We start from the raw sequence: 25,112 nt of genomic DNA, 5'->3' as shown, positions 1-25,112 counted from the left end.
GCCTAACATCACCAGCGCGCACAGCTATTCCCTGAAGGTCGAAGAAGCATCAGCGTGTCTCGGGAAACCGAACGTACGCACCAAGCGGGTCGACGTTCATTGGCTGGATGTGCCAGTCATTACCCACTTCTGGCGCGATCAAATCCTTGGTATCCCGTGTCGTCAACGCGAGAACCGTCGGACCGGCCCCCGAGACGACGGCGGGCACCCCGGCCTCGCGGAGCCGTCGCACCAGTTCGGCGGTGCGGGGCATCGCGGGCGCGCGGTACCTCTGGTGCAGGCGGTCTTCGGTGGCGGCGAGCAGGAGATCCGGTTCCGGTCTCTGCGTGAGCGCCGCGACGAGCAGAGCCGCCCGCCCCGCGTTGGCCGCCGCGTCCGAATGCGGTACGTCCTTCGGCAGCAGCCCCCGAGCCTCCTCCGTGGACAACCGGAAATCCGGGATCAACACCACCGGCCGGACGTCCTCGTGCGGAGTCAGTTTCACCATACTCGCCGCCCGCGACTGGTCCGTCCAGGCGATGGTGAGACCGCCCGCCAGGCACGGCGCCACGTTGTCGGGATGCCCCTCCAGCTCCGTGGCCAGCGCGAACACCTCGGCGTCCGGCAGATCCCCCGCGCCCCGCCCGCGCGCGAGGGCGCGGGCCGCGAGGATGCCGGCGCAGATCGCCGCCGACGACGAGCCGAGCCCCCGCGCGTGCGGAATGCGGTTGTGGCAGCGCAGCGCGATGCCGTCCGGCTGGGCGAACCCCATGCGGTCGAACGTCGCGCGCATCGTCCTGACGACGAGGTGACCCTCGCCCTCGTCCAGCTCACCGGCGCCCTGGCCCTCCACGGAGATCCGCACGCCGGGCGAGCCGGAGATCTCGGCCTCCACCTCGTCGTACAGGTCGAGCGCGAGGCCGAGGCTGTCGAAACCGGGGCCGAGGTTGGCGCTCGTCGCCGGCACGCGGACGACGACGCCGTGACTGTCCGTCAATTCGTCACCTGAACCCTTTGATGGGCGGGAATGAGAGGGCCGGTCAGGCGAGTCCCAGCGCGGCCGCGGCGGCGTAGGCGTCGATCGGGATCGTCACGGGCGCCGGAGCGCCGGAGATGGCCCAGTCGGGGTCCTTCAGGCCGTTGCCGGTCACGGTGCACACGACCCGCTGCCCCGGCGTGAGCAGGCCCTGCTCGTGTGCCTGGAGCAGGCCGGCGACGCTCGCGGCGGAGGCGAGCTCGACGAACACGCCCTCCTCCTGCGCGAGCAGCTTGTACGCCGCGGCGATCTGGCGGTCGGTCACGGCCTGGATGTCGCCGCCGGACTCGTCGCGCGCGGCCTCGGCGAGCCGCCACGAGGCGGGGTTGCCGATCCTGATCGCCGTGGCGATCGTCTGCGGGTGGGTCACGGGGCTGCCGCCGACCAGCGGCGCCGCGCCGCTCGCCTGGAATCCCAGCATGCGCGGCCGCTTGGTGGCCACGCCGTCGTCGGCGTACTCCTTGTAGCCCATCCAGTAGGCCGAGATGTTGCCGGCGTTGCCGACCGGGATGCAGTGGACGTCGGGCGCGTCGCCGAGCGCGTCGACGATCTCGAAGGCCGCCGTCTTCTGGCCCTGCAGGCGGTGCGGGTTGACGGAGTTGACCAGCGCGATCGGGTAGGTCTCCGCGAGCTTCCTGGTCATCTCCAGGCAGTCGTCGAACGAGCCCTCGACCTGGAGCAGCCTGGCGCCGTGCACCAGGGCCTGGGCGAGCTTGCCCATCGCGATCTTCCCGCGCGGCACGAGGACGGCGCAGGTCAGCCCGGCCCGTACGGCGTAGGCGGCGGCCGAGGCGCTGGTGTTGCCGGTGGACGCGCAGATGACCGCCTGGGCGCCCTCCTCCACGGCCTTGCTGATCGCCACGGTCATGCCGCGGTCCTTGAAGCTGCCGGTCGGGTTGAGGCCCTCGACCTTGAGATGGACGTCACAGCCCGTGATCTGGGACACCCGCCTGGCCGGGACGAGCGGCGTACCTCCCTCGAGCAGGGTCACCACGGGCGTCGTCGTGGAGACCGGCAGACGGTCGCGGTACTCCTCGATCAGGCCACGCCAAGCCCTGAACATTGGTCGCTCCTCCCACGCGCGCACACGCGTGTCACCAGGGGTATCGGTCACCGAGTCTACGGCCAACCGTTTGACGTGCGGACTCCGTTGTCCACCAAATGGACATATTGGGCGTCACCATAGGGAACCGTCAGCGGGTTTCGCTAGTGTGGACCAGCCCTTTGACCATCGCTGTAGAGGACGAGGATTGGCCCACCTGACGGGCGTGGAGCCCCGGCCGAGGATTCGCCACAACGACTACTCTCCGCTCACGCCGCCACCCATCGGCGGCTGGACGCCCACACTCGGCGCGAGTGTCGTCATCCCCGCGCACGGCGGGCAGCACCGCCTCGACCTGACGCTGGCCGCGCTGGCCGCGCAGACCTATCCCGCGCACCTCACCGAGGTGATCGTGGTGGACGACCGCAGCGACCCTCCGCTGCGCCTGCCCGATCTGCGGCCGGAGAACACCCGTGTCGTGGTCGTCCCACCCGGCGGATGGGGCGCCGGGCACGCGATGAACGCCGGCATCGCGGCGGCCGAGGGCGAGATCGTGCAGCGTCTCGACGCCGACATGGTGATCTCGCGGGAGCACCTGGAGGCGCTGTTCCGCTGGCATCACCTCACCGACTACCTCGTCACCATCGGCGGCAAGAAGTTCGCCGAGGAGCCGGCCCTCACCCCCGGGCAGGTCCACGAGGCCGTACGGCACGGCTCACCCGAGGACCTGTTCGATCCGTCGGCGCTGGTGTCCAGTTCCACCGAGGAGACCATCCGCCGCCTCGACGGCCTGCGGGCCAGCAAGAACCCCTACCAGGTCTGCACCGGCCCGACGGTCTCCCTGCGGCGGGCCCTGCTCGACGAGGTCCGGGGCTTCGACCCCGAGGTGGTGCGCGGCCAGGACACCGAGTTCGCCTACCGGCTCGCCCAGGCGGGGGCGGTGTTCGTCCCCGACATGGAGGCCCGCGCCGTGCATCTCGGCCTGCCGGCCCAGCGCGGTGAACACGGCAAGTCGATCGTCCGGCTCGTCGAGGCCCACCTGGCGCACCGGGTCCCGCTCCGCCGCGACCTGCGCAAGGAGCCCGGCCGGCGCTGGCTCGTGCCGTACGTCGAGGTCGTCTTCGACGTGACGGGGGCGGACGAGCGGCGGATCGTCGCCGCGGTCGACGCGGTGCTGCGCGGCACACTCACCGACGTCGTGGTGACGCTGGCCGGCCCCTGGTCGTCGCTCGAAGGCGGACGCAGGTGGGCGCCGGGGACCGGCGCGTTCGACCTCGCCCTGGTCAGGGCGGCGTTCGGGCACGACGCGCGGGTGCGGTTCGCGGAACGGGCTGCGCCGACCGCCGCGCCCGTCCCCTTCCGCTACACGGCGCCCGTCGACGCCCCGCCGGCTCCGGCGCTGCTGGAGCGGGCGGTCAAGGCGATGTCGGAGGAGCGGATCGGCCTGCTGGTCCTGGATCTGCCCGGTGGGGGCACGGCCACCCTGGAGCGGACCGAGGCCGTCGCGCGCGCCCGCCGGCTCGCCACGCCGGGCGAGGACCGGGCCGACGTGATCGCCCAGACCCACGGCGTGCGGCACGGCGCGGCGAGCGAGTTCGAGGAGCTTCCCAGGACGCCCGCGAAACCGGCCGTGTCCGCCGCGCCGCGGACCGCCCCGGAACCGGCCGCGGCCCAAGCCCCGCAACCGGCGTCGGCTCATGCCCCGCAACCGGAGGCCACACCGGCACGCCGCCGCGGCCTGTTCCGCCGCTCCTGACAGGACGGGGCGGTCAGGTCTTCTTGAACGTGAAGGGCCGGCTGAAACCCCGGGCGATGCCACGCAGGCCGCGGGCGCGGTGCAGCGCCGAGAGCTGCCCGCGCAGCGCCGAGACCTGCCGCCGCAGGGTGCCGATCTCCCGGCGGAACTCGACGGCGGACTTGCGCCACCGCGCCGCCTCGTCGCGCCATCTGGTCACCTGTCCGCGAAGCCGCTCGACCTCCTTGGTCAGGCGCTCGACCTCGGCCTGCGCCTGCACCCGCTTGCGATAGGCGGTGCGCGGATTCACATAGGCCGGGGCCTCCGCGGCGGCCCGGAAGCCGAAGGTCTCGCCGTCGACCCAGTATGTGCCGAACATCTCGTCGACGGCGTCGTCGAGGTCCTCGCCCTCCTCGGCGACGAGGGCGGCGCGGGAGAACGCCTCGGTGCGTTCCAGGCGGGCGGCGGTGACACCTTCGGGGTCCTCGGCCAGGAGCACGCTCACCAGTCCGCGTTCCCGCCCGCGCAGCACGTCGAGCAGCCGTCCGAGGCTGTCCTCCTCCGGCACCCAGCCGGGCGGGACGCGCAGGCGGTACGGCGACTGGGTGTCGGACGCCGTCGTGGCCAGCCGCACCCGGCCCTCATGGGTGTAGTGGGCCCGCAGTAGCACGAGGTCGAGGCGCGGGTCCTTGAGCGGCGCGCGCTGCTCGGGCGCGAGCTCGTCCCATGGACCGGTCAGCACCACGGCGAGGTCGGTCAGCGTGCCCGCCAGCACGCCGTCCACGGTGGCCCTGACGTCGTCGTACGACCCCGCGGTGGCGTCCACGAGGACCTCCACCTGCGGGACCTTCCACTGCCGCGAGGGATGGGTGCGCAGCCACCGGTAGCCGGGGACCCGGTCGGTGACCAGGGCGTGGCTGACCCGGCTGATCGGCGCGCTGTCGCGCATGCGCATGGACGGGCCGAGATGGTAGGCCCTGGCCTGCGGGTCGGGGATGAAGACCGCGCCCGCCTGCGCGAGCCGGTAACCCATCTCGGTGTCCTGGCCGAGGATCATCGCGGGGTCCATCGGCCCGGCCCGCTCGAACAGCCGGGCGGAGACGGACGACGCGCCGCCGATGTGGATGCTGAACGGCCGCGGCGAGCGGAGCAGCCCGTCCGACCGCTGCACCAGGTCCTCGATCCAGGCGTGCGGCTCCGCCGGCTCGAAGAGCTTCGCCAGGTCGTCCGTTCCCGCGACGTCCGCGGGGCAGGGCAGCGGGGCGGTGGTGAAGCGCAGGTAGGAGGTGACCGACAGATAGGGCGCGAGGTGGTGCCAGCGCATGTGCGCCTCCACCTCCTCCGGTTCGGGAACGACGTCGGAGTCCATCCAGTGGATGACGTCGCCCGTCGCGGCGGCCAGCCCGGCGTTGCGCGCCCTGGCCCGGCCCGGCGCCGCGCAGACCAGCAGCCGCGTGTCGCGAGGCCGGATCTCCGGCAGGCGCAGCGGCGGCTCGCTGCCGTTGTCGACCACGATCACTTCGAGCAGGTCGGCCGGGTACGTCTGCCTGGCCAGCCCGGCGAGCGTGAGATCGAGCTTGACCTGGTCAGCGTAGGCGGGGATCACCACGCTGACCCGCAGGCGGGGCGTCCAGGACGACCCGAGGGCGGGCGGCTGGAGGACGGTGTAGTCGTTTCCCCTGATGCGTGGCGTCATCGTGCTTCCAAAATCACACTCGGGCGAAAGCCGCGCCACTGGTTCGCGGCGACTCGCAGGAAGTGGGCAAGAGGAAGGTTCCAGGTGTGGTCGGCGCCGACCGATCGCCGCAGGACGTAGCCCAGGCCGTGGGTGCGGTAGACGCGGCCGCCGGCCGCCTCGACCGCGCGCAGGAGGTGCGCGTCCTCCCCGCGGTCCCGCGGCCCGAAGCCGCCGGCCTGCTCGAAGATCTCGCGGCCGAGCAGGATCGTGCCGCCCGCGACGTGGTCGGCCCACACCTCGCTGCTGTAGTCGACGCGGCGGATCGTCGTGTGGAGAGGTTGGAGGTAGAAGAACTCCGGCGCGGTCCCGACCAGCTCCGCCCCGGAATAGGCCATGGCCAGCAGCAGGTCGGCCAGGTGCTCGGGGCCGTACCAGTCGTCGTCGTCCCATTTGGCGACGATGCCGGTGGACGCCCGTGCCGCCGCCATGTTGAGCACCGTCCCGAGCGGCGCGTCCGGCTCGGCCTCGATCACCGTTATCGGGTGGGGGAACTCCTCGACCGCCTCGCGCACCCGCGCGGCCGGGAACCCGTGCAGGGCGACGATCGCCTCCAGACCGACGCCGCGCTGGCGGGCGAGCTGCCGCAGCGCGTGGCCTACGTAGTGGGGCCGCCGCGTGGCCATGACGACGGTCACCGGGGCGAGGCCGGTGCCGACACCCCTGGCCCGCAGCGCGTGCCTGCGCAGACGCACGCTGTGCTCTTCCCTGCGCAGGTCGGCGACCGAGTCGGGCCTGCCGTCGTCGGCCTCGGGGGTCCAGGCCGCGGCCAGGCCGGCGAGCACGGGATCGGCCTCGCGCACCCACCTCGGCGGATCACGAAAGGTGAGCGGCACCCCCGCGGCGGCCAGGCCGCCGACCGCGTCCAGCGCCTCGGCGGCGGGCTCCTCCGGCCACTCCACCCGAAGCCCGCGCAGCGGCCGGAGGGCGGCGACGTCGACGGCCTGCGGGGGGACGGCCAACGGCCGGCCTCCCATCGTCCACCGGCCGTCGCTCCAGGACAGCGTCGCGGTCTCCTCGGTGGGACTGCGCGTGAAGCCGTACGGCGAGCACATGCCGGTCGTCACCGTCACGGTGTCCCTCCCGCGCGTCCGTTTTTACAGGCTGGTGAACTTTTATCAGCCGAACCTTGTGAATCCCTGTGACCCTTGCGGTCAACCTGACGACTCGCTGTGGCCTGGCGCGGCAGCCGAGATCACGGAACGGGCGACACGCCCCCGCCGACGAGGTCGCCCAGCGTCCTCACGTCGATCTTCTTGGCTTTCCGCTGCCGGGCCACCCAGTCGATGAAGGCGGCGAACTCCTTGGGCGCCGTCGCGTACTTGTCCCCCGGCTCGTCCTTGATCTCGTGGAACACGAAGGTCACCATGCCTGGGCCGCCCTCCCGCTGGGCGCGCGTGACGAACTCACGCAGCGTGCGGGCCGTGCGCGGCAGGCGGGTCTGGCTCGTGACGCGTACGGCGGCGAGGTCCGCGGGCGGAATCGTCTCTGTGACCGGGCAGGCGCTGCAGCTGTCCGGCCGGTACAGGCCGTTGATGTCGCGCGCGCTGTTGTAGCCGCAGCTCATCGCGATCCGCTTGCTCGACTCGTCCGAGGCACCGAACGGATAGGCGAACGACCGCACGGCGAAGCCCATCTTCAGCAGCGCCCGCCTGTCGTCGCAGATCTCCGTCTGCTGCGCCGCGTCGAACATCTCCGGCAGGTGCGGATGCTGAAGGGTGTGGCCGCCGATCTCGTGGCCCTCCTTCGCGATGGCCCGCAGCGCGGCGACGCTCAGGAAGCCGCGCTTGCCGAGGCGGCCGCTGTTGACGTAGAAGGTGCCCTTGAGGCCGCGCCTGCTCAGCATTCCGGCGACGGCGAGGTGGTCGGCCGTGCCGTCGTCGAAGGTGAGGACCACGGTCGGCACCTTGGCCGCCCGCGCTTGCTGTCGAGCCACGTGCGCGGGGGCCGCCGCCTGCCCGAGGACGGCCGATCCGGCCGTCGCCGCGGCCGGATGCTGGAGTCCCGCGATCGACGCCGCGGTTAGGAGACAGGCAGGCAGAAGTCTCTTCACCGTAAGTCGCATGAAGAGAAACTTTACTCACATTTGGCAATTACTCTTTCGCGCGATGTCCAACCGTGATGAAACGGTCCACAAATCTCAGCCCTTGCCGCGCACGCGCTCGAACAGTGCGACGGTCAGGCCGGGCAGCTCCGCCGAGTGCCAGGCCGTCGAGAGCCGATATCCGGCCGCGCGCACGGCGGCCACCTTGGGAATCTTCTTCCCCGTCAGCCCGGCCTGCTTCGTCCCTCGCCAGACCACCCAGACCCGGCGGCGCCCCGCCAGGGCCTCGGCGAGGTCGTCCCGCTCCGCGTACTCGAAGGCCGGGCCCGGCCCCCTGAGAAGCACGTCCTCGGGGAGGCCCTCGCGGCCGTAGTAGACGAAGCCGGTACGCAGCCGGCTCTGGCCGTACACGATGGCGTCGCCGGGGCGCTCCCGCGCCCGGATCACGCCGACCGCGCCGGGGAAGTCGTCGTAGTGGCCGTTGCGCTGCCGGTAGTCGGCCTGTGCGGGCAGCCCCAGCAGCGCGACGGCGAGGACGACGGGCGCGCAGACCAGCGCGAAGGGGACGGGGGCCAGGCGGACCGAGGCCAGGGCCACGCCTCCCGCCAGGGCCAGGGCGGGCGCCGCGACGAACACATAACGGTCCACGTACGCCGGGGTCACCAGCGCGTCGATCACGAGCAGCAGCACGGGCGGGAGGACGAGCCAGCCGCCGGCGAGGACGCCCCAGGGGACCGACCTGCGCAGCAGGATCACCACCCCCACGACGGCGAGGGCGAACAGCGGCGGCCCGGCGAGGTCGGAGCCCGCCGCGTGCTTGGGGAACTTCAGCAGCACGTCGGGCCCGTGCGGCTGGATCCAGCTGATCGCGTGGCGCTCGCCCCAGCCCACCAGGGCGAGGATCGCGAGGGGGACGCACCCCACCGCCGTCGCGGGGACGATCCTGGTCAGGAACGTACGGCGGGGCAGGACGAGCAGGGCGGCCAGGAACTGGGCCGGAAGCACCAGGACCGAGAACAGGTGCGTGCAGCCGAGCAGCGCCACCGACGCCGCGTACCAGCGGATCCGGGAGCCTGTGGGCGCCTCGGCCACCCGGTGCAGCGCCCAGGCGGAGACGACGGCAGCCGCCGCCGCGAACGCGTACGGCCGGGCGTTGGCGCCGTGGTAGGACACCGACGGCAGGACGGCGAACAGCGCCGCGGCCGGCACGCCCGCCCGAGGACCGGCCAGCCGGCGGCCGAGGTCGGCCAGGAAGCCCGCCGCCACACCGGCCGCGAGGGCCGAGGGCAGGCGCAGCCACCACTCGGCCTCCCCGAGCCATGACCAGACATGGATGAGCAGGTAGTAGGGCAGAAAGTGGCCGTCGATCTGCTGGACGAGTCCCCACAGCCCGCTCAGCGGCCGGGCCACCGCGGCGCTGTAGGTCGCCACCTCGTCGCCCGACAGCGACGCCGTGGTGCCGGAGATGGCGACACAGGTGGTCAGCAGGCCCGCGAGCAGCGGGGTCCAGCGGGGCCAGTCCTTCGCGTCCGCACCCGTCCTCCGGCCGGACGTCCGGACCGCCTCGCCCGTAACCACGCTTCCCCCAAAGAACTGATCATTTCAGGCCGCATCAAGGACATCGAACACGCACGGACGCGCGGATCGGCGGGCCGTTATCCGATCGAGTCGTTGCCCGCGACCACCCCGCGCTTCCGGACATGCCGGGCTCCACCGTACGAGATCTCAATGGGGACTCCTCGCGGAACTGCAGTGGCGTCCGTCGCCATGTTCATGCACTACGGGCGCTGGCCGGAGTTGCAGCGCTGGGTGACCGCGAGTTCCCTGGCCATGGGCGTCTCCATGGGGGCGTCGAACGGTTTCGCGGTGACGGCGCTGATCGACGCCGAGCACCCGGTGCCGCGACAGGTGTGGGCGACTCCGGCGGAGATCGCGCCCAGTCAGCGGGCCGTCTACGCCGTGACCACCTGGCACCGCGCCCCGCTGCTCCAGGGCACGGCGTTCCTCGCCCTGGCCTGGTTCTGGGCTCCCGACTTCTCGTCATCCTGGCAGCCGCCCACGATGGCGGCGATTCTCGGGGTCTTCCTGATCCTCCAGGCCCGCACCCGGCTCCGGGTCGACGGCCGGGGCGTGGAGGTGAGCCTGCCCTGGCTCGGCGGTCTGCGCCGGACCCTGCCGTACGATGCGGTGCAGTTCGCTTCGGCGCGGCCGAGAGGACCCGGGATGGGCCCCGGCGGCCTGATCGGCGGCGGTAAGGGGTGGGGATACGTGAGCGGCCGTGGTCCGGTGCTGGCCCTCCGGCTCACCGACGGCCGGGAGTTCCTGTACTCGACCCGGACCGCCGATACGGCCGCCGCGCTGGTGAACGCGTCACTCGCCTGTGTCAGGGGAGCCGCCGGGTGCTGATCGTCGTCGATCCGTCCTCCGCTCAGCCCCTGGCCGACCAGGTGGCGGCCTCGGTGCGCGCGGCGGTCGCCAGGGGCGCGGCCGCCCCCGGCGACAAACTGCCGTCGGCGCGCGCCGTCGCGGCGGCGCTCGGCATCAACCTGCACACCGTGCTACGCGGCTACCAGCAGCTTCGCGACGAGGGCTTGGTCGAGTTGCGCCGGGGTCGCGCGGCGACGATCACCGATCTCGCCGCGCAGGGCGGTCGCCTGCGCCTGCGCAAGGCCGCCGAGGAGTTCGCCGGCGCCGTGCGACACCTCGGGGCCTCCGAGGATGAGGCCCTCGACGCGGTCCGCAGGGCTCTGGCGGAGCACTGATCCGCCCCTCGCCGGGTGTGGTGCCCGTACGGGCCGGGCCGGCGAGCGGGTCAGGCCGCCTCGCCGTCCAGAGGGCGGCGGCGGAACCGGCGCAGGTTCACGACCAGGAGGACCGCGGCGGCGAGGGCCGCGGCGGCGCAGGCCGCGAGGACCGGCACACTGGGGTCGCCCTCCGCCGCCGCCCGTTCTCCGGCCGGGGGGAAGGTGATCGTCCCGCCGGTCGTACGGCTGACGCGGCCGCTGCGCAGGGTGAGCCGGAACCTCCAGGGCCCGGCGGGCAGGTCGTGGCCCAGCAGCACGGTCACCTGACCGTGGCCGCCGGGAGGCAGGGTGGTGGCGCGGGTGCTGCGGAACGGCCCGGCGCTGAGCGCGCTCGGCCCCTCCGACAGCCGCACCTCGCCCTCCAGGTCGACGGCGCGCTCCCCCGTGTTGCCGACCTCGGCCACCAGCCGCGGCTGCCCGCCGTCGGTGCGCCCGGCGGTCACCTCGCCGATCCGGAAGCTCGTCGGCGGTTCGCCGCCCGGGCCCACGTCCAGGTAGGTGCGGACGCCGATCCGGTTGACGAGCGCGACGTTGCCCGACGGGCCGGGCGAGGCCGAGGAGATCTCCGCCCAGATGACGGCGTAACGCTCGCCCTTGGAAGCCGTGGGCGGCACCGCGACGGTGGCCGTCACCGGGACGTGACCGTGCGGCGGCAGGTCCACCGCCGAGCGGTCGAGCGTGATCCATGAGGTCAGCTCGTTGCCGGTGCGCGCGGGGGCGAACGTGAAGCCCGCGTCGCCGACCCGGGCCGCAGCGGGATACACGTTCACGTGCTGCCGCTCCGACGAGGTGCTGAAGACCTCGAGACGCCGGGTGAACGTGGTGCCGGGATTCACGTGGTCGACGATGAACGCGTGCGAGCGCGGATCGTCCAGGCGGTTCTCGGGAATCTCCAGCAGCCGGATGCCGAACCTCTCCGGGCGGTGCCGGCGCGGGTCGCCGGCAGCGGCCGCCGGTGCGACGGCCGCCGCGTGCAGCACGATCGCGAACAGGCCGGAGGCGATGGCCCTGCGGGCCGGGCGGTCAGGCAACGGAGTGGTTCACCGTGCCGGTGTAGGTGCCCGCCACGGCCTGGGCGGGGACGTTGACGACGATGGTCGGGTTCCACGTGGCGGAGTTGTCGCCGGAGCCGCTCGTCTTGCTGAACGCGGTGCGCGACACGTCGAGCGACTGGGCGTCCGCGGCGGTCGCCTGTCCCGGACTGAAGTCGGCGGGGACACCGCCGGTGGTGGCCGTCGCCGGCCCGGACCAGTAGAGGACCGCGGTGTTGGGAACGGTCTCCGCTGGGGTGCCGCCGCCGGTGGTGAAGCCTCCCGCGGCGGCCGACACCGTGGCCACCCACGTCGCGGTGAGCGCCGCGCGCTGGTCGGACACCGTCACCGGGCCCAGGAGGCCGCTGATCTGGCCTCCCGGCGCACCGCTGCCGATGTTGACGGGACCGTCGGGCACGCTGATCGTCAGGCCGTCGGGGGCGTTGACGGTGAAGGTGACGGTCGTGGGGCAGGTGGTGGAGGCGGGGCACGTGCCCGCCAGAGCGGGCTGCGCCGCCGGCGTCATCGTCAACGCCGCGACCAGCGCCAGTCCTGCGGCACCCGCCGACGGCGCGGCGACACTCCTCTTGCCCATCTGCCGATCTCCTCCCTCGCTGCGATGCCCCGTCCGGGCCTCGGTCGGTGACATCCTGGCCGGTCAGAGGCGTACGACACGGTTCTTCCGCCGGCGTCTGGAGACCCTTTGTGATCAGATGACGACCGGCGGAGACGTGCCGCCCGATGTCCACGGTTGCGGCTGGTCTCGGCGTGGCGACGGCCGGACGCCGCTTCGGCGCCCTAACCTGCCGTGGGTCGTTCACGGGCGAGATCGGCCGCGTGGCGGCGGAACGACGGCAGGGCGACGAGGAAGGCCACACATGCGGCAGGTCGGTGCGGGCATGGTCGTGACGGCGACGCTGGCCGCGTCGATCGCTGCGCCGGTCGCGCTGCCCGCCTCGCTGCCCGCCGTGCCCGGCCTTGCGGCGGCGGCGCGGGCCGACACGGGAACGGCGCTGGTCCCCCTGCGGGCCGACCCGCTGACGATCACCGTGCCCGGCTCGGTGAACCTCGGCAGCGTCGCGCAGGGCGGCACGATCAGCGCGTCCATGGGCACGGTGACCGTGGCCGACTCCAGGTCGGGAATCCCTCCCTGGACGGCGACCGTGTCCGCCACGAACTTCACCACCGGCAGCGGCACGCCCACGCAGACGATCACGACGGCGAACGTCTTCTACTGGTCGGGACCGGTCACCGCGTCGTCCGGGGTGGGCACCCGCAACCCCGGTCAGCCCACCGCGGCCAGCCGGGTGGCCCTCACCTCGCCGGTCACCGCGTTCAGCGGGCGCAAGCAGGCGACGCCGATGTCGACGAGCTGGCAGCCCACCTTGGTCATCGCCATCCCGTCCAACGCGGCGGCCGGTGTCTACACCGGGACCATCACCCACTCGGTCGCCTGATCGTCCTCGGTCGATACAGGAGTTGGCGGTCTCGTGACCCGCCACGGACGCGGCGGGTCGGCGCCCGGTCAGGCAGGTCGGCCATAGTGAGGCCCGCCGGGCCGGCGGCGCGGCTTCCGATCCGGCGTCTCGTGTCGCTCCTCAGCCGAAGGGATGCCATGCCCCGCTTCTCACGACACCTCCGCCGCCCGCTCGCGGCGATGGCGCTGGCCCTGGCGACGGCCGCGCCCCTGTTCACCGGCCTGCCCGCCGGTGCCGCCGCCGGGCCGGGCGAGCGTCCGAAGCCGCCACCGCCGTGGGTGCGGATCTGCCAGAAGCTGAAGCGGATGCCGGAGCACCGGCACATGCGGTGTCCCGCCCACCGGCCGCGCCCGCTCGCCAGGTCGTCCGGCTCCGGCGACGCGGCGCGGGTTCCCACGGTCTCGGAGATGGACACCCCGACCCATACGTCCGGGCCCGTCGGCATCACCTCGGGTCCCGACGGCGCGCTGTGGTTCACCGAGAACTACGCCGGCAACATCGGGCGCGTCACCACCGGCGGCGACTTCACCGAGTTCGCCGTGCCGACGGACGACGCCGAGCCGGGGCACATCACCACCGGGCCGGACGGCGCCCTGTGGTTCACCGAGGCGACCGGCGACAAGATCGGCCGGATCACCACCTCGGGGACCATCACGGAATACGCCCTGCCCAGCGCGGGGTCCTACCCCTGGGGCATCACCGCGGGCCCCGACGGCGCCCTGTGGTTCGTCGAGACGATCGGCAACAAGATCGGCCGGATCACCACCTCGGGGACCATCACGGAATACGCCCTGCCGACCGCCGACGCCTATCCGATGCGGATCACGGCCGGTCCCGACGGCAACCTGTGGTTCACCGAATCGTTCGCCGGCAAGATCGGCCAGATCACCCCGGACGGGGACATCACCGAGTTCGCCATCCCCTCCTCGGGGGCGACGCCCATAGGGATCACCACCGGGCCGGACGGCGACCTGTGGTACGCCGACGCCAACGGGAAGGTCGGCTCCGTCACCACGGACGGCGACTTCACCGAGTACTCAGTGGACGATTCCAACGCCTTCCCCTGGGGCATCACCAGCGGCTCCGACGGCAGGCTGTGGGTGACCGAGCAACTCGGCAACGCGGCGGCCAGCGTCACCACCTCGGGAATCATCATCGAGTACAACATGCCGACCAGTCTCGCCGGACCCTTCGACATCACCAGCGGGCCCGACGACAACGTCTGGCTCACCGAGAACTACGTCGACCAGATCGCGAAGGTCGCCCTCTAGCTCGACCGATGCGGCAGCGGGCACTCCCGGGCAGAGCATCCGGGAGTGCCTTCGACGTCAGGCGAAGCCGCCGCCCTCGGTCTCAGGGCGTGTCGTCGCCCTCGACCCGCATCACGCTCGCGACCGCGCGGACGATGTTCAGGTCGCGCAGGTCCTTGATCGTGCCCGACAGGGCGGCGTCGCTGGCCCGGTGGGTCACCAGCACGAGCTGGGCGTCGTCGCCGCGGCCCTCCTGCCGCACCGTCTGGATCGACACATCGTGGCCGGCGAAGATCTCGGCCACCCGGGCGAGCACACCGGGCTTGTCCGCGACGTCCAGCGACACGTGGTAGCGGGTGACGCTGTCGCCCATCGGGTGGACCTTGAGGTCGGCGTACGTCGACTCCTCCGGCCCGCGGGTGCCGGCGATGCGGTTGCGCGCCACGGCGACGATGTCGCCCAGCACGGCGCTGGCGGTGGGCGCGCCGCCAGCGCCCGCGCCGTAAAACATCAGCCGCCCGGCCGACTCCGCCTCCACGAAGACGGCGTTGTACGCCTCGCGCACACCGGCCAGGGGGTGCGACCTCGGGATCATGGCGGGGTGCACCCGGACGCCGACCGACCGGCCGTCGTCGGAGCGGGCGCAGATGGCCAGCAGCTTGATGACGTACCCCATGCCCTTGGCCGAGGCCACGTCGGCCGCGGTGATCTCCGTGATGCCCTCGCGGTGCACGTCGGCGGCCGTCACCCGGCTGTGGAAGGCGATGCCGGCCAGGATCGCCGCCTTGGCGGCGGCGTCGAAGCCCTCGACGTCGGCCGTGGGGTCGGCCTCGGCGTATCCGAGCGCCTGGGCCTCCTCCAGGGCGTCGTTGAACGAGGCGCCGGTGGAGTCCATCTTGTCGAGGATGTAGTTGGTGGTGCCGTTGACGATGCCCAGCACACGGCGCACCCGGTCGCCGGCCAGCGACTCGCGCAGCGGGCGCAGCAGCGGGATCGCCCCGGCGACGCTCGCCTCGAAGTACAGATCGGCGCCGTTCTCGCGGGCGGCCCGGTGGATCGTGGCGCCGTCCTCGGCCAGCAGCGCCTTGTTGGCGCTCACCACGGACTTGCCGTGCGCCATCGCGGCGAGGATCAGCGACCTGGCCGGCTCGATGCCGCCGATCACCTCGACGACGATGTCCACGTCGTCGCGGGTGACCAGGGCCTCCGCGTCGGTCGTGAGCAGGGCGGGGTCCACGTCGGTGTCCCGCTTGCGGCCCATTCTGCGTACGGCGACGCCGGCCAGCTCAAGCGGGGCGCCGACGCGGGCGGCCAGGTCGCCGGCCTGTTCGTGGAGCAAACGCACGACCTGCGACCCGACGACGCCGCAGCCCAGCAGCGCGACCCTGAGCGCCGGTTTGGCTTTACTCACGACCCCTCCTCGCTTCGCCGCCGGACTGTCCGGGACGGCCTGTCACAGCTGCCCCCTGAGCAGGTCGTCCTCGGTCTCTCTGCGGATGATGACCCGCGCCTGGCCGTTGGACACCGCGACGACGGCGGGCTTGGGCAGATAGTTGTAGTTGTTGGCCAGCGACCGGCAGTAGGCCCCGGTGCCGGCGACGGCGATCAGGTCGCCGGGGGCAAGGTCGCCCGGCAGGTACAGGTCGCGCACGACCATGTCGCCGCTCTCGCAGTGCTTGCCGACCAGGCGCGACAGCATCGGCGCCGCCTGGCTCACGCGGGAGGCGAGCACGGCCGTGTACTCGGCGCCGTACAGGGCCGTGCGGATGTTGTCGCTCATGCCGCCGTCGACGCTCACGTAGGTGCGCAGGCCCTCCACGTCCTTGACCGTACCGGCCTCGTACAGGGTCACGCCGGACACTCCGGCGATCGACCTGCCCGGCTCGACCGTGAGGCGCGGCACCGGCAGCCCGGCCGACTCGCACACCTTCGTGACGATCTCCCGCAGGCCGTCCGCGATGACCTTGACGTCCAGGGAGTCGTCGCCCACGACGTACGGGATGCCGTATCCGCCGCCGAGGTCCAGCTCGGGGAGCACCACGTCGTGCTCCTCCTTGATCTCGACCAGCAGGCGGGCCAGGCGGCGGGCCGCGACCTCGAAACCGCCGGTGTCGGTGATCTGCGACCCGATGTGGGAGTGCAGGCCAACCAGTTCGAGCTGCGGCAGCGCGAGGATGCGCCGCACCGCCTCGGCGGCGGCGCCGCTGCTCAGCGACAGGCCGAACTTCTGGTCGTCGTGAGCGGTCGCGATGAACTCGTGGGTGTGCGCCTCGACGCCCACGGTCACCCGGATCATCACCTTCGGCCGCACGCCGTGCTCGTCGGCGAGGAAGCCGAGGCGGGCGATCTCCTCGTACGAGTCGACCACGATGTGGCCCACGCCGGCCTGGACGGCCTTCTCCAGCTCGGCGAGCGACTTGTTGTTGCCGTGCATCGTGATCCGCTCGGGCGGGAAGCCCACGCTGAGCGCCACGGCGAGCTCGCCGGCGCTGCACACGTCGAGGCCGAGGCCCTCCTGGTCGATCCAGCGGGCGACCTCGCGGCACAGGAACGCCTTGGCGGCGTAGTGGACCTCGCCGTCGTGGAAGGCGGACCGGTACTCGCGGCAGCGTGAGCGGAAGTCCTCCTCGTCGATGACGTACAGAGGCGTGCCGAACTCCTTCGCCAGGTCGCGCACGTCGATTCCGCCGATCGTGACGGCGCCGTCGGCCCGGCCGGACGTTCGCGGCCAGATGGCCGGTTCGAGCGCGTTGAGGTCGGCGGGCACGTGATGCGGACGCTCCTCGGGCAGTCCGGCGGTCACGGCGACGATCGTTGAGGCGGCGTGCAGGTCGCCGGCGGGGTGGGCGAATCGACTCACCCGAACGAGGCTAGCCGACCCGGCGATTCACTCGCGCCCGCTGTTCATCCTGCGAGACGGCCTCGGCGGAAGATATCCACATCCGCAGGTCATAGGCGACAGCACTTTCAGCCAACCGCTGGTTTTGTTCAGATTTTGCCGGGCGGGGCGACGCCGAGCTCCGCCAGTCCCTCTCCGAGAACCCGGCGCACCGCCTCCCCCATCCGCACCCGGGCCGCGTGGACCTCCGTCGGCGCCTCGTCGCCCCTGGGGATCGGGGACGCGCGCTCGACGGCGGTGTGGTAGACCTCGGCCAGCCGTTCGAGGTACGCCGCCCATCCCGGATCGCGGCTGTCCCTCCTGCTCGGCAGTTCGGCCAGGACCCGCAGCACGGCCCGGTCGAACGGGCCGTCGAGGAGTTCGGGCCGTGCCGCCGCACCGGCCGGCACGCCGAGGTCGCGCGCCCACCGCTGTACCGCCCCCGCCCGCACGTACGCGTACCGCACGGCGAAGCCCGGGTTGTCCCACGTGCGGGGAAAGTCGGGCCACGGCGCCGCGGAGCCCGCCTCGGGGCCAGTCTCCGGGCCAGTGTCCGGCGGGGACACGGCGGGCGGGGCGGTGAGGATGTCGTGGACGATCTCTCCCGGCGTGGCGATCCCGATGACCAGGAAACCGTTGGGCCGCACGTCCACGTGCCGCACCCCCGGCACCGCGCGCAGCCGTGCGGCCAGCCGCTCCGCCGCCTCGGCCGCGGGTTCGGCCTTCCCCCGCAGCGCCGCGGTGGAGACGAACCGCGCCTCCCGCTCCCACGACCCCTGCGGCACCGGCGGCGCGCCGAGGACGCCGCGGAGCGCCTCCATGATCATGGCGCGGCCGGGCCGTCCTCGGGCGCGGCGGTCAGCGTGAGGCACCCGGGGATCGCGGCGAACGCCTCGCGCGGGCACGCGGCCGGATCCGCGGACGTGGGCTCGCCCGGCCTGGACGTCCTGGAGTCGAGAGCGCCGTGCCAGGCCGCGACGAGCAGGTCGAGCACGAGCCTCGTCCGCAGGCCGTCCACGCCACCCAGGTCGAGACGGCGGCGCAGGATCGCGAGCGCCTCACGGGTGGTGCGGTCGCAGAGGTGCAGGCCGTAGGCCCCCATCGAGGGAGTGCGCGCGACCAGCCGCTCGGGGAGCTCGTCGGCCGGGACGGCTGTGGTGGTCATCGCGGCCAGTCTAGCTCCGGCCCGAGACGCGCCTTGATCGCATATGCCACTGGGTGACATGGTGAGCCCCGCCGCGGGACCCCCGTGGTAGCGCTCCTCATCGGCCGCCGCCTCCACGGCAAGGCCGTGCTCGACCTCGGCCCCGCGGTCTGAAGCCTCGGCCCCGTGGCCTAAAGCAGGGCGAGGGGCTCGGCCGGGACGTATCCCTCCATGCGCGCCGAGCCGAGCAGCGAGCCCTCCGCCGAGTCGCGGACACAGACGTAGGAGTACCGGTCGGCCGAGTAGACCCGCACCCCGTCCGTACGGCACTGCCGCATCAGGACCTCGCCCCACTCCTCGGAGACGTCGGCGAAGCCGAGGTCGGTGAGGATCTGGCGGCGGGCCAGCACGGTGCCGCCGGCCACCTCGGGCAGGAACCGGTGCTCGGCCCCCGGCTGGCGCAGCAGGGTCGCGCCGGTCTCCGGCAGGTGGGCGTAGAACGACGCCTTCCCCAGCACCTCGGCGTCGGTGGAGGCGAAGTGCCGCACGAGGTCGGCCAGGTAGTGCTCGCCGTACAGGTCCCTGGCGTCGAGCACGGCCACGTAGTCGCCGTCGGCGAGCCTGATCGCGCGGTCGAGGGCGGCGCCCCGGGTGACCGGCTCCTGCGTGGCGCGGACCACGACGTCGAGGTCCGGGCACGCCTGGCGGACCGTCTTGTCCACCAGGCCCGCGTCCAGGCCGTCCGACACGATCACGATCTGGCCGGGCCGTTCGACCTGGCGGGTGACCTGGGCGAGCAGGCGGTCCAGCTCCGCCGGGTCCGAGACGGCGGTGATCGCCGTGATCACGCCGCTGTTCCGCACGCTCGGCACGCCGAGGGTGTCGAGGACCGGGTCGAGCAGCGGGGTGACGCTGGTGCGGGCCCGCCAGGCGAGATGGGCCTCCCTGGCCAGCCGTCCGGCGTCGGCCATGAGGATCTCGGCCGCCGCGAGGATCTCCTCGCCCTTGGCCCCGGCCCGCACCTGGAGCACCGGGGTGCCGCAGGCCGCGACCTCCCCTATCACCCTCGGCTCGGCGTCGGCGCCCGCGATCACCAGGGCCGGCTGCCGGTAGGCCGTCAGCACGTCGTCGTACGCCGTCGTGTCGTCGTCCTGCCCCGCCAGCGGCTGCCAGGCCGCGCCGCCGGACGGAGGGGTGACCGTGCCGAGGGTGACGATCTCCCCGGTCCTTCCGCCCTCGGCGGGGATGGGGTTGTGCACGCGGGGCTGGATCGCGTGCGGGAGCACGCCGACCCGGTCGTGCCGCAGCGCCGAGCGCCACTCGCGGGCCCGGGCCTCGGTGGTGGCCAGCACGTACTCGAAGTGCTCGGCCGCCGGAAACGCCCGCGACACCGCGCCGCCGGAGTGCCAGAAGACCGTCTTGACCCCCCGCTTGTGGCAGGCCGCCACCAGGTCGCGCAGCGCCCGCGTCTCCCCGGCCAGCGCCTCCAGCCAGCGTCCGCCGTTGCCCTGCCGGGGGCCGGGCCGTACGGACTCGACGAACAGCACGTGCGGCCGCTGCTGGTCGAGCATGGCCTCCCAGTTGTCCGGGCCGAAGTTGGTCACCAGCCGCCACTCGTACCGCAGCAGCGCCTCGGTCTGCCGGTCCACGATCGCGGCGACCGTCATGTACGGCCGGGCCGTCGGGCCCTTGGGGACCACGAACGACTCGGCGAGCGGCGCGGAGACCTGCGGGGCCTTGGGCTCGGGCGCGGCGGGGGCCGCCTTCACCTCGGGGACGGCGGGGATCTCGGGCTTGAAGTCCGAGCGCTTGGGCGCGGGGCGCTTCCTGATCGGCGCCTTGAGGGTCCTGGCCACCGAGCCGGGGTTCTTGCTGTGGATCGCGTCGCCGAGTTTGCTCCACCGGCTCTCCTGGAGCGAGGCGAGCTTCCAGTTGGCGACCTCGGTCTGGTACTTCTGCTCCGCGAGCTGCTTGGCGAGCTGCGCGTTCTGCCGCTCGACCGTCTTCAGCCGCGCCTCGGCCTCACGCATCTTCGTCAGCGCCTCGGCCTCCGAGCGCGCCACCTCCTCCAGCCGCCGCTGGTAGTCGCTGATCAGCCGGGCGAGCTCCGCCGCGCCGGAGGCCCGCTCCACCGCCTCCGCCAGCGCCTGCCGCAGCGCCGCCGGGTCGCTCCGCTCGGGCTGTCCGGCTGCCGGCTCGCTTACCTCGCTCATAGGGGGTGACTCCGCGGTAGACCTTCAGGACCAGAGTCACAATATTCGCAGAACGTCCTGATCGCTCTCAGGCAGAGCCGAGACCTCCTCCACCTCGTCCGCCACATCCCCCGGCGACCGACACCCCGGCCGCTCCGTGACCAGCTCGCCACGAGATCGGCGACCGAGTCGCCGCCGATCATGCGACCGTTGCCCTGCAGAGGCAGCTTTACCTGGAATTTCGATCCGATTCACGATCCGGGAGACACGACACTTGCCTTCCTTATAACGTCCGTGTTATGAGTCGGGGGAAAGGCGGAGTTGGAACCCGAGATCGACGAGTGGTTCGACTCGCTCAGTCAGGACGACCAGGAGACTGCCGTCTTCTATGTCGATCTGCTGGCCGAGCGCGGCGTGCTTCTCGACGAGCCGTACACCCGGCAGCTATGCGGCAAGCTTCGGGAACTGCGATTCCACCTCTCTCGAGACGCGGTCCGCATCACCTACTGGATCGCGCCGGGAAGACGCATCATTCTGCTCACGGTCTTCCGCAAGCAGCGGATGCGGGAAACGGCCGAGATCGAGCGAGCTGTGCGGGCAATGCGGCGATGTATCGCGGAGGCGCACACGGCGGACGAGGAGTGATCGACGTGGACGAGCGTAGGGCATGGTCGGACAAACGCGCCGAGATCATGAATCGTCCTGGTGCCGGAGCCGCTTACGAGGCCGCTCGCCTCCGCTTCGAACTCGGCGACGCGGTGCGGCGACGTCGCGAGGAACTCGGCCTGACACAGACGGAGCTGGCCGAACGCGCGGGTCTCAAGCAACCTGCGGTCGCCCGCTTCGAAGCCGGCGGCACCATGCCCACCCTTCCCATGCTGGAACGCCTCGCCGAAGCCCTCGAGGTCCGGCTCAGTGTTCAATTCCAGCCCCTCCAGGAGGCAAGTTAGCCCGCCCCCCACCTACTGGGCGCCAACGCTCGGACCTTCGAATGCGAGAGACGCGTACGGGTCATGTGGAGGCGGGGCCCGGAGCAGGACCGCACCCCGGTGGCGGACGACGCGGAGGCGCGGGGGTCCGTAGACTCGGCTGCGGTTCAAGGGAGGGCAAACCGTGCGCAAGGGTGAGTGGCCGCGATTCCAGGCCAGACCGTACGTCTGCGGGGCCGTCGGGCCCTTCGAGCAGGCAACGCTCGACCTGCTGGCACGGTCGGGGCCGGCCGTCCAGGCCGTGCACGCCGCTCCGGAGGCCGCGCTGCTCGCGTCGGCCGCCCTGGCACCGTACGCCACGGGAGCCCGGACGACCGCGCACGCGTGGGGCGGCCGGCGGCCGGAGACCGGGGGCGAGCCCCGGGCGAACGCGTGGCTGCGCGTCGCGGAGACGTACGAAACCCCGGGCCTGGTGGACGAGCCCGACGCGGTGAGCCTGCACACGGGCGGTCTCGGCCTGGTCGACGTCTACTACCTCCAGGACGGCGACGCCGTCTACTTCTCCTCGCTGATCGAGCCGCTCCTCGCGCTGGCCCGGCGGCCCTACGAGGTGAACTGGGAGGCGTGGGCGGCGATCCTCACGCTGACCTACCCGCTGCTTGAGGACACGCCCTACCGCCAGATCCGGCGCCTGCCCGGCGCGACCGCGCTGACCTGGTCGCGGCGCGAGCGCAGGCTGCGGGCCGACCGGCGGGCCCCGCGCTGGGTGCGGGAGGAGCCGGTGGACCGGGGCGTGACGGGCGGCGACCTGGTCGCGCTGCTGCACGACGCGCTCAAGCCGTACGAGCGGGTGCTGGTGCCGGTGAGCGGCGGGTATGACTCGCGGCTGCTGGCCAGCGTGGCGGTGGACAGGAAGATGGACGTCGAGTCGTGGACCACCAGCCCCGACGACGGGCTGGACAACGACATCGACTTCGCCCGCTACATCACCCGCGAGCTGGGCATCCCCCACCGGATCATGCCGCAGGACCCGGCCGCCTACCCACAGGAGGCGCTGTGGGCGGCCCGGCGCCTGGAGTTCCTCACCAGCCACCACGCGTGGTACTCCCCCTTCGCCCGCGAGGTGCACGGCGCCGGCCGGGCGCTGGTGGACGGCCTGGCGGGCGGCCCGCTGATGAAGAACTTCCTGATCACGGCGGACGCCGTGGGCGCGGGGACGGGCGCGTCCCGCCGCGAGGCGCTGCTGAAGGCGCTGGCGACCGGCGACGCCCACATCCCCGTGCTCGGCGAGGCCGCCGCCGCATGGATGGACGACCGGGTCCGTACGGCGTTCACCCGGGCGACCTCGATGCTGCACGGGCACCGGGCCGAGCTGCCGTTGAGCGTGCTCCACACCCGGACCGTGCGGGGCATCGCCCGGTCGCCGGTCAACCTCGTCGGCCCCGAGGCGACCCCGGTCTTCCCGTTCCTGCACCCGGAGTTCTTCGACGCGGCGCTGTCTGTGCCGGTCGCCCGCAAGGAGGGCGGCAAGTTCTACCGGGAGGTCCTCCGGGCCGCCAACCCCCGCGTGGCGGCGCTGCCCTCGACCAACACCCCGCTGCTGCCGAACCGCCGGGTGCCGTTGCGCTCGAACGGGCCGGTCGCCCGCGAGTGGAACCATCGGATGCTGGTCAAGGCCGCGGGGATCCCCGGGCTGATGTCGCCCCAGATGCTCGACGCGATCGCCGGCGGGCCGGACGCGCTGACCGCCTTCGGGTCGTGGAACTCGCGGTTCTGGCTGCGCGCCCTGGCGGCGTTCGGGGCCTGGCTGGCCGACTACGAGGACGTGCTCGGCGACCTCACCCCGCCCTGGCCTGCGCAGTCGGGAGGGTAGCCCCCGCACAGTCCTGGGGCGCGTGTGTGCGGTAGCAGTCCGTGATCACCTGAAAACAGGTAAAAACTGCATGTCAGACCGGCGTCAGCCTTTTCGGTCAGGCCACTTCTAGTGGTAGTTTTGGTCAAATAGAGCCAAACATCGTGGCGAGAGCTTCAAAGCTCGGGTGTGACCTGACAACACGCTCCTTCTTTCCTCAAGCGAGAACCAGATGAACGCTGCTGCGCCCTGCCCTGACCCGGTTCCCGGGTCGTTCGGCGCCACCACCGGCGATCTCCCGGAGATCACCGATTTCACCTCCCAGGACCCACGCTGGTACAAGCGCGCGGTCTTCTACGAGGTACTGGTCCGCGGCTTCAAGGATTCCAACGGCGACGGCACCGGCGACCTGCGCGGGCTGATCGAGAAGCTCGACTACCTCAACTGGCTCGGGGTCGACTGCCTCTGGCTGCTGCCGCTCTACGAGTCCCCGCTCAAGGACGGCGGCTACGACATCTCCGACTACCTCAAGATCCTTCCGGAGTTCGGCGACCTCGGCGACTTCGTGAAGCTGATCGAGGCCGCGCACGAGCGCGGCCTGCGGGTCATCACCGACCTGGTCATGAACCACACCAGCGACCAGCACCCGTGGTTCCAGGCGTCCCGCACCGACCCGGACGGTCCGTACGGAGACTTCTACGTCTGGTCGGACGACCCGGACAAATACTCGGGCGTTCCCATCGTCTTCGTGGGCTCCGAGGAGTCGAACTGGACGTACGACCCGGTGCGCAAGCAGTACTACTGGCACCGGTTCTTCCACCACCAGCCCGACCTGAACTACGACAACCCGGCCGTCCAGGACGCGATGATGGAGGTCATCCGCTTCTGGCTCGACCTGGGCGTCGACGGCTTCCGGCTGGACGCGGTGCCCTACCTGTTCGAGCGCGAGGGCACCTCCTGCGCCGGGCTGCCGGAGACGCACGACTACCTCAAGAGGATCCGCGCCGAGGTGGACCGGATCTACCCCGACCGGGTGCTGCTCGCCGAGGCCAACGGCTGGCCCGAGGACGTGGTCGAGTACTTCGGCGACCCCACCGTGGGCGGCGACGAGTGCCACATGGCCTTCCACTTCCCGCTGATGCCGCGCATCTTCATGGCCGTGCGCCGACAGAGCCGCGAGCCGATCTCCGAGATCATGTCGCGCACCCCGAAGCTGCCGGAAAGCGCCCAGTGGGGCATCTTCCTCCGCAACCACGACGAGCTGACGCTCGAGACGGTGACCGAGGAAGAGCGCGACTACATGCACGCCGAGTACGCCAAGGACCCGCGCATGCGCGCCTACCTCGGCATCCGGCGGCGCCTGGCCCCCCTGCTGGAGAACGACAGGGACCAGATCGAGCTGTTCACCGCGCTGCTGCTCAGCATGCCGGGCTCGCCGGTCATGTACTACGGCGACGAGATCGGCATGGGCGACAACATCTGGCTGGAGGACCGCGACGCGGTCCGCACGCCGATGCAGTGGACCCCGGACCGCAACGCCGGGTTCTCCGAGGCCGACCCCGGCCGGCTCTACCTGCCGGTGGTCATGGACCCGGTGTACGGCTACCAGTCGGTCAACGTCGAGGCCCAGACCAAGAGCGAGTCGTCGCTGCTGCACTTCACCCGGCGGATGCTGCAGATCAGGCGCGAGCACGCGATCTTCGGCACCGGCGACTACACCGAGCTGTGGTCGCCGAACCCCAGTGTGCTGACCTTCCTGCGGGAGGAGGGCGACGACGTGGTCCTGTGCGTCAACAACCTGTCGCGCTTCGCCCAGCCGGTCGAGCTCGATCTGCGGCGCTTCGCCGGGGTCACCCCGGTCGAGTGCCGGGGCGGCGTCTCCTTCCCGACGGTCGGCGACCTGCCCTACCTGCTCACGCTGCCGGGCTACGGCTTCTACTGGCTGTCCCTGCGCAGGTCCCCGGACACCTGAGGGGCCGCACG

The 25,112-nt window shown here is 72.2% G+C and carries 22 protein-coding genes; 9 read left to right on the top strand and 13 right to left on the bottom strand.

The window, feature by feature from the left end; all coding sequences use genetic code 11:
• Positions 1-49: 49 nt before the first annotated feature.
• Positions 50-976, bottom strand: a complete 927-nt coding sequence (thrB, locus tag FH610_RS19060; RefSeq protein ID WP_139575862.1) for a homoserine kinase — start codon at positions 974-976, stop codon at positions 50-52.
• 43 nt (positions 977-1,019) lie between these two features.
• Positions 1,020-2,078 carry a threonine synthase gene (thrC, locus tag FH610_RS19055; RefSeq protein WP_139575861.1) on the bottom strand — a complete coding sequence of 353 codons (1,059 nt, stop codon included), beginning with the start codon at positions 2,076-2,078 and terminating at the stop codon, positions 1,020-1,022.
• A 187-nt stretch (positions 2,079-2,265) separates the two neighbouring features.
• On the opposite strand from thrC, the gene FH610_RS19050 reads away from it, so the two are divergent.
• On the top strand, positions 2,266-3,813 hold the full coding sequence (locus FH610_RS19050) for a glycosyltransferase family 2 protein (protein WP_240809057.1): 1,548 nt from the start codon (positions 2,266-2,268) through the stop codon (positions 3,811-3,813).
• 13 nt (positions 3,814-3,826) lie between these two features.
• Here FH610_RS19050 and FH610_RS19045 read toward each other — a convergent pair whose 3' ends face one another.
• From FH610_RS19045 to FH610_RS19030, 4 genes are all read right to left on the bottom strand, one after another.
• Positions 3,827-5,488 carry a glycosyltransferase family 2 protein gene (locus FH610_RS19045; RefSeq protein WP_139575860.1) on the bottom strand — a complete coding sequence of 554 codons (1,662 nt, stop codon included), beginning with the start codon at positions 5,486-5,488 and terminating at the stop codon, positions 3,827-3,829.
• Complete coding sequence (locus FH610_RS19040; protein WP_240809056.1) at positions 5,485-6,600, bottom strand: glycosyltransferase family 2 protein; 1,116 nt, start codon at positions 6,598-6,600, stop codon at positions 5,485-5,487. Before FH610_RS19040 ends, FH610_RS19045 begins: the two co-directional genes overlap by 4 nt.
• A gap of 122 nt (positions 6,601-6,722) precedes the next feature.
• Positions 6,723-7,592 carry a polysaccharide deacetylase family protein gene (locus tag FH610_RS19035; RefSeq protein ID WP_139575859.1) on the bottom strand — a complete coding sequence of 290 codons (870 nt, stop codon included), beginning with the start codon at positions 7,590-7,592 and terminating at the stop codon, positions 6,723-6,725.
• Between the two features lie 75 nt (positions 7,593-7,667).
• On the bottom strand, positions 7,668-9,149 hold the full coding sequence (locus FH610_RS19030; RefSeq protein WP_240809055.1) for a glycosyltransferase family 39 protein: 1,482 nt from the start codon (positions 9,147-9,149) through the stop codon (positions 7,668-7,670).
• 174 nt (positions 9,150-9,323) lie between these two features.
• Here FH610_RS19030 and FH610_RS19025 point away from each other — a divergent pair, with 174 nt between their 5' ends.
• Positions 9,324-9,977, top strand: a complete 654-nt coding sequence (locus tag FH610_RS19025) for a hypothetical protein (RefSeq protein WP_139575858.1) — start codon at positions 9,324-9,326, stop codon at positions 9,975-9,977.
• On the top strand, positions 9,971-10,333 hold the full coding sequence (locus tag FH610_RS19020; RefSeq protein ID WP_139575857.1) for a GntR family transcriptional regulator: 363 nt from the start codon (positions 9,971-9,973) through the stop codon (positions 10,331-10,333). The genes FH610_RS19025 and FH610_RS19020 overlap by 7 nt, the downstream gene beginning before the upstream one ends.
• 50 nt (positions 10,334-10,383) lie before the next feature.
• On the opposite strand, the gene FH610_RS19015 is transcribed toward FH610_RS19020, so the two are convergent.
• Positions 10,384-11,406, bottom strand: coding sequence for a peptidase (locus FH610_RS19015; RefSeq protein ID WP_139575856.1), 1,023 nt, complete (start codon positions 11,404-11,406; stop codon positions 10,384-10,386).
• The gene (locus FH610_RS19010) at positions 11,399-12,001 is read right to left on the bottom strand and encodes a hypothetical protein (protein WP_139575855.1); all 603 of its coding nucleotides are present in this window, start codon (positions 11,999-12,001) and stop codon (positions 11,399-11,401) included. The genes FH610_RS19015 and FH610_RS19010 overlap by 8 nt, the downstream gene beginning before the upstream one ends.
• A 283-nt stretch (positions 12,002-12,284) precedes the next feature.
• On the opposite strand from FH610_RS19010, the gene FH610_RS19005 reads away from it, so the two are divergent.
• Both FH610_RS19005 and FH610_RS19000 read left to right on the top strand, forming a co-directional pair.
• Positions 12,285-12,863, top strand: a complete 579-nt coding sequence (locus FH610_RS19005; protein WP_205825885.1) for a hypothetical protein — start codon at positions 12,285-12,287, stop codon at positions 12,861-12,863.
• 158 nt (positions 12,864-13,021) lie between these two features.
• Entirely contained in the window at positions 13,022-14,155 is a 1,134-nt protein-coding gene (locus FH610_RS19000; protein ID WP_205825884.1) for a Vgb family protein, read from the top strand.
• A gap of 82 nt (positions 14,156-14,237) precedes the next feature.
• Here the strand turns inward: FH610_RS19000 and FH610_RS18995 are convergent, their stop codons facing one another.
• The 5 genes from FH610_RS18995 to FH610_RS18975 all read right to left on the bottom strand — a co-directional run bounded on the left by FH610_RS18995 (position 14,238) and on the right by FH610_RS18975 (position 20,369).
• The gene (locus FH610_RS18995) at positions 14,238-15,545 is read right to left on the bottom strand and encodes a homoserine dehydrogenase (protein ID WP_139575854.1); all 1,308 of its coding nucleotides are present in this window, start codon (positions 15,543-15,545) and stop codon (positions 14,238-14,240) included.
• Between the two features lie 42 nt (positions 15,546-15,587).
• A complete protein-coding gene (gene lysA / locus FH610_RS18990; RefSeq protein WP_205825883.1) occupies positions 15,588-16,994 on the bottom strand; it encodes a diaminopimelate decarboxylase in 1,407 nt (468 codons plus the stop codon).
• 128 nt (positions 16,995-17,122) lie between these two features.
• Entirely contained in the window at positions 17,123-17,839 is a 717-nt protein-coding gene (locus FH610_RS18985) for a DALR anticodon-binding domain-containing protein (RefSeq protein ID WP_139575853.1), read from the bottom strand.
• Entirely contained in the window at positions 17,836-18,177 is a 342-nt protein-coding gene (locus FH610_RS18980) for a hypothetical protein (protein ID WP_139575852.1), read from the bottom strand. Before FH610_RS18980 ends, FH610_RS18985 begins: the two co-directional genes overlap by 4 nt.
• 170 nt (positions 18,178-18,347) lie before the next feature.
• Positions 18,348-20,369 (bottom strand): glycosyltransferase, encoded by a 2,022-nt coding sequence (locus FH610_RS18975; RefSeq protein ID WP_139575851.1) that lies wholly within the window; start codon positions 20,367-20,369, stop codon positions 18,348-18,350.
• Between the two features lie 300 nt (positions 20,370-20,669).
• Here FH610_RS18975 and FH610_RS18970 point away from each other — a divergent pair, with 300 nt between their 5' ends.
• From FH610_RS18970 to treS, 4 genes are all read left to right on the top strand, one after another.
• Positions 20,670-20,993: a type II toxin-antitoxin system RelE/ParE family toxin gene (locus FH610_RS18970; RefSeq protein WP_139575850.1), complete on the top strand. Its 324-nt coding sequence runs from the start codon at positions 20,670-20,672 to the stop codon at positions 20,991-20,993.
• A complete protein-coding gene (locus tag FH610_RS18965) occupies positions 20,990-21,298 on the top strand; it encodes a helix-turn-helix domain-containing protein (protein WP_420813727.1) in 309 nt (102 codons plus the stop codon). The genes FH610_RS18970 and FH610_RS18965 overlap by 4 nt, the downstream gene beginning before the upstream one ends.
• Before the next feature lie 163 nt (positions 21,299-21,461).
• Complete coding sequence (locus FH610_RS18960; protein ID WP_139575849.1) at positions 21,462-23,150, top strand: asparagine synthetase B family protein; 1,689 nt, start codon at positions 21,462-21,464, stop codon at positions 23,148-23,150.
• A gap of 211 nt (positions 23,151-23,361) precedes the next feature.
• Entirely contained in the window at positions 23,362-25,101 is a 1,740-nt protein-coding gene (gene treS, locus FH610_RS18955; protein WP_139575848.1) for a maltose alpha-D-glucosyltransferase, read from the top strand.
• Positions 25,102-25,112: the final 11 nt, after the last annotated feature.

This window comes from Microbispora catharanthi (genome assembly GCF_006334915.2).
Taxonomy (GTDB): Bacteria; Actinomycetota; Actinomycetes; order Streptosporangiales; family Streptosporangiaceae; genus Microbispora; species Microbispora catharanthi.
The sequence above is the reverse complement of the archived record's forward strand: the minus strand, read 5'-3'. Positions and strand labels throughout refer to the sequence as shown.

Bases quoted from the DNA above. Each gene is read 5' to 3' on its own strand.
- FH610_RS18980 (WP_139575852.1), bottom strand. From the start codon at position 18,177: ATGACCACCACAGCCGTCCCGGCCGACGAGCTCCCCGAGCGGCTGGTC.
- treS (WP_139575848.1), top strand. From the start codon at position 23,362: ATGAACGCTGCTGCGCCCTGCCCTGACCCGGTTCCCGGGTCGTTCGGC.
- FH610_RS19035 (WP_139575859.1), bottom strand. From the start codon at position 7,592: ATGCGACTTACGGTGAAGAGACTTCTGCCTGCCTGTCTCCTAACCGCG.
- FH610_RS18975 (WP_139575851.1), bottom strand. From the start codon at position 20,369: ATGAGCGAGGTAAGCGAGCCGGCAGCCGGACAGCCCGAGCGGAGCGAC.
- thrC (WP_139575861.1), bottom strand. From the start codon at position 2,078: ATGTTCAGGGCTTGGCGTGGCCTGATCGAGGAGTACCGCGACCGTCTG.
- FH610_RS18985 (WP_139575853.1), bottom strand. From the start codon at position 17,839: ATGATCATGGAGGCGCTCCGCGGCGTCCTCGGCGCGCCGCCGGTGCCG.
- FH610_RS19010 (WP_139575855.1), bottom strand. From the start codon at position 12,001: ATGGGCAAGAGGAGTGTCGCCGCGCCGTCGGCGGGTGCCGCAGGACTG.
- FH610_RS19000 (WP_205825884.1), top strand. From the start codon at position 13,022: ATGCCCCGCTTCTCACGACACCTCCGCCGCCCGCTCGCGGCGATGGCG.
- FH610_RS19005 (WP_205825885.1), top strand. From the start codon at position 12,285: ATGCGGCAGGTCGGTGCGGGCATGGTCGTGACGGCGACGCTGGCCGCG.
- FH610_RS19045 (WP_139575860.1), bottom strand. From the start codon at position 5,488: ATGACGCCACGCATCAGGGGAAACGACTACACCGTCCTCCAGCCGCCC.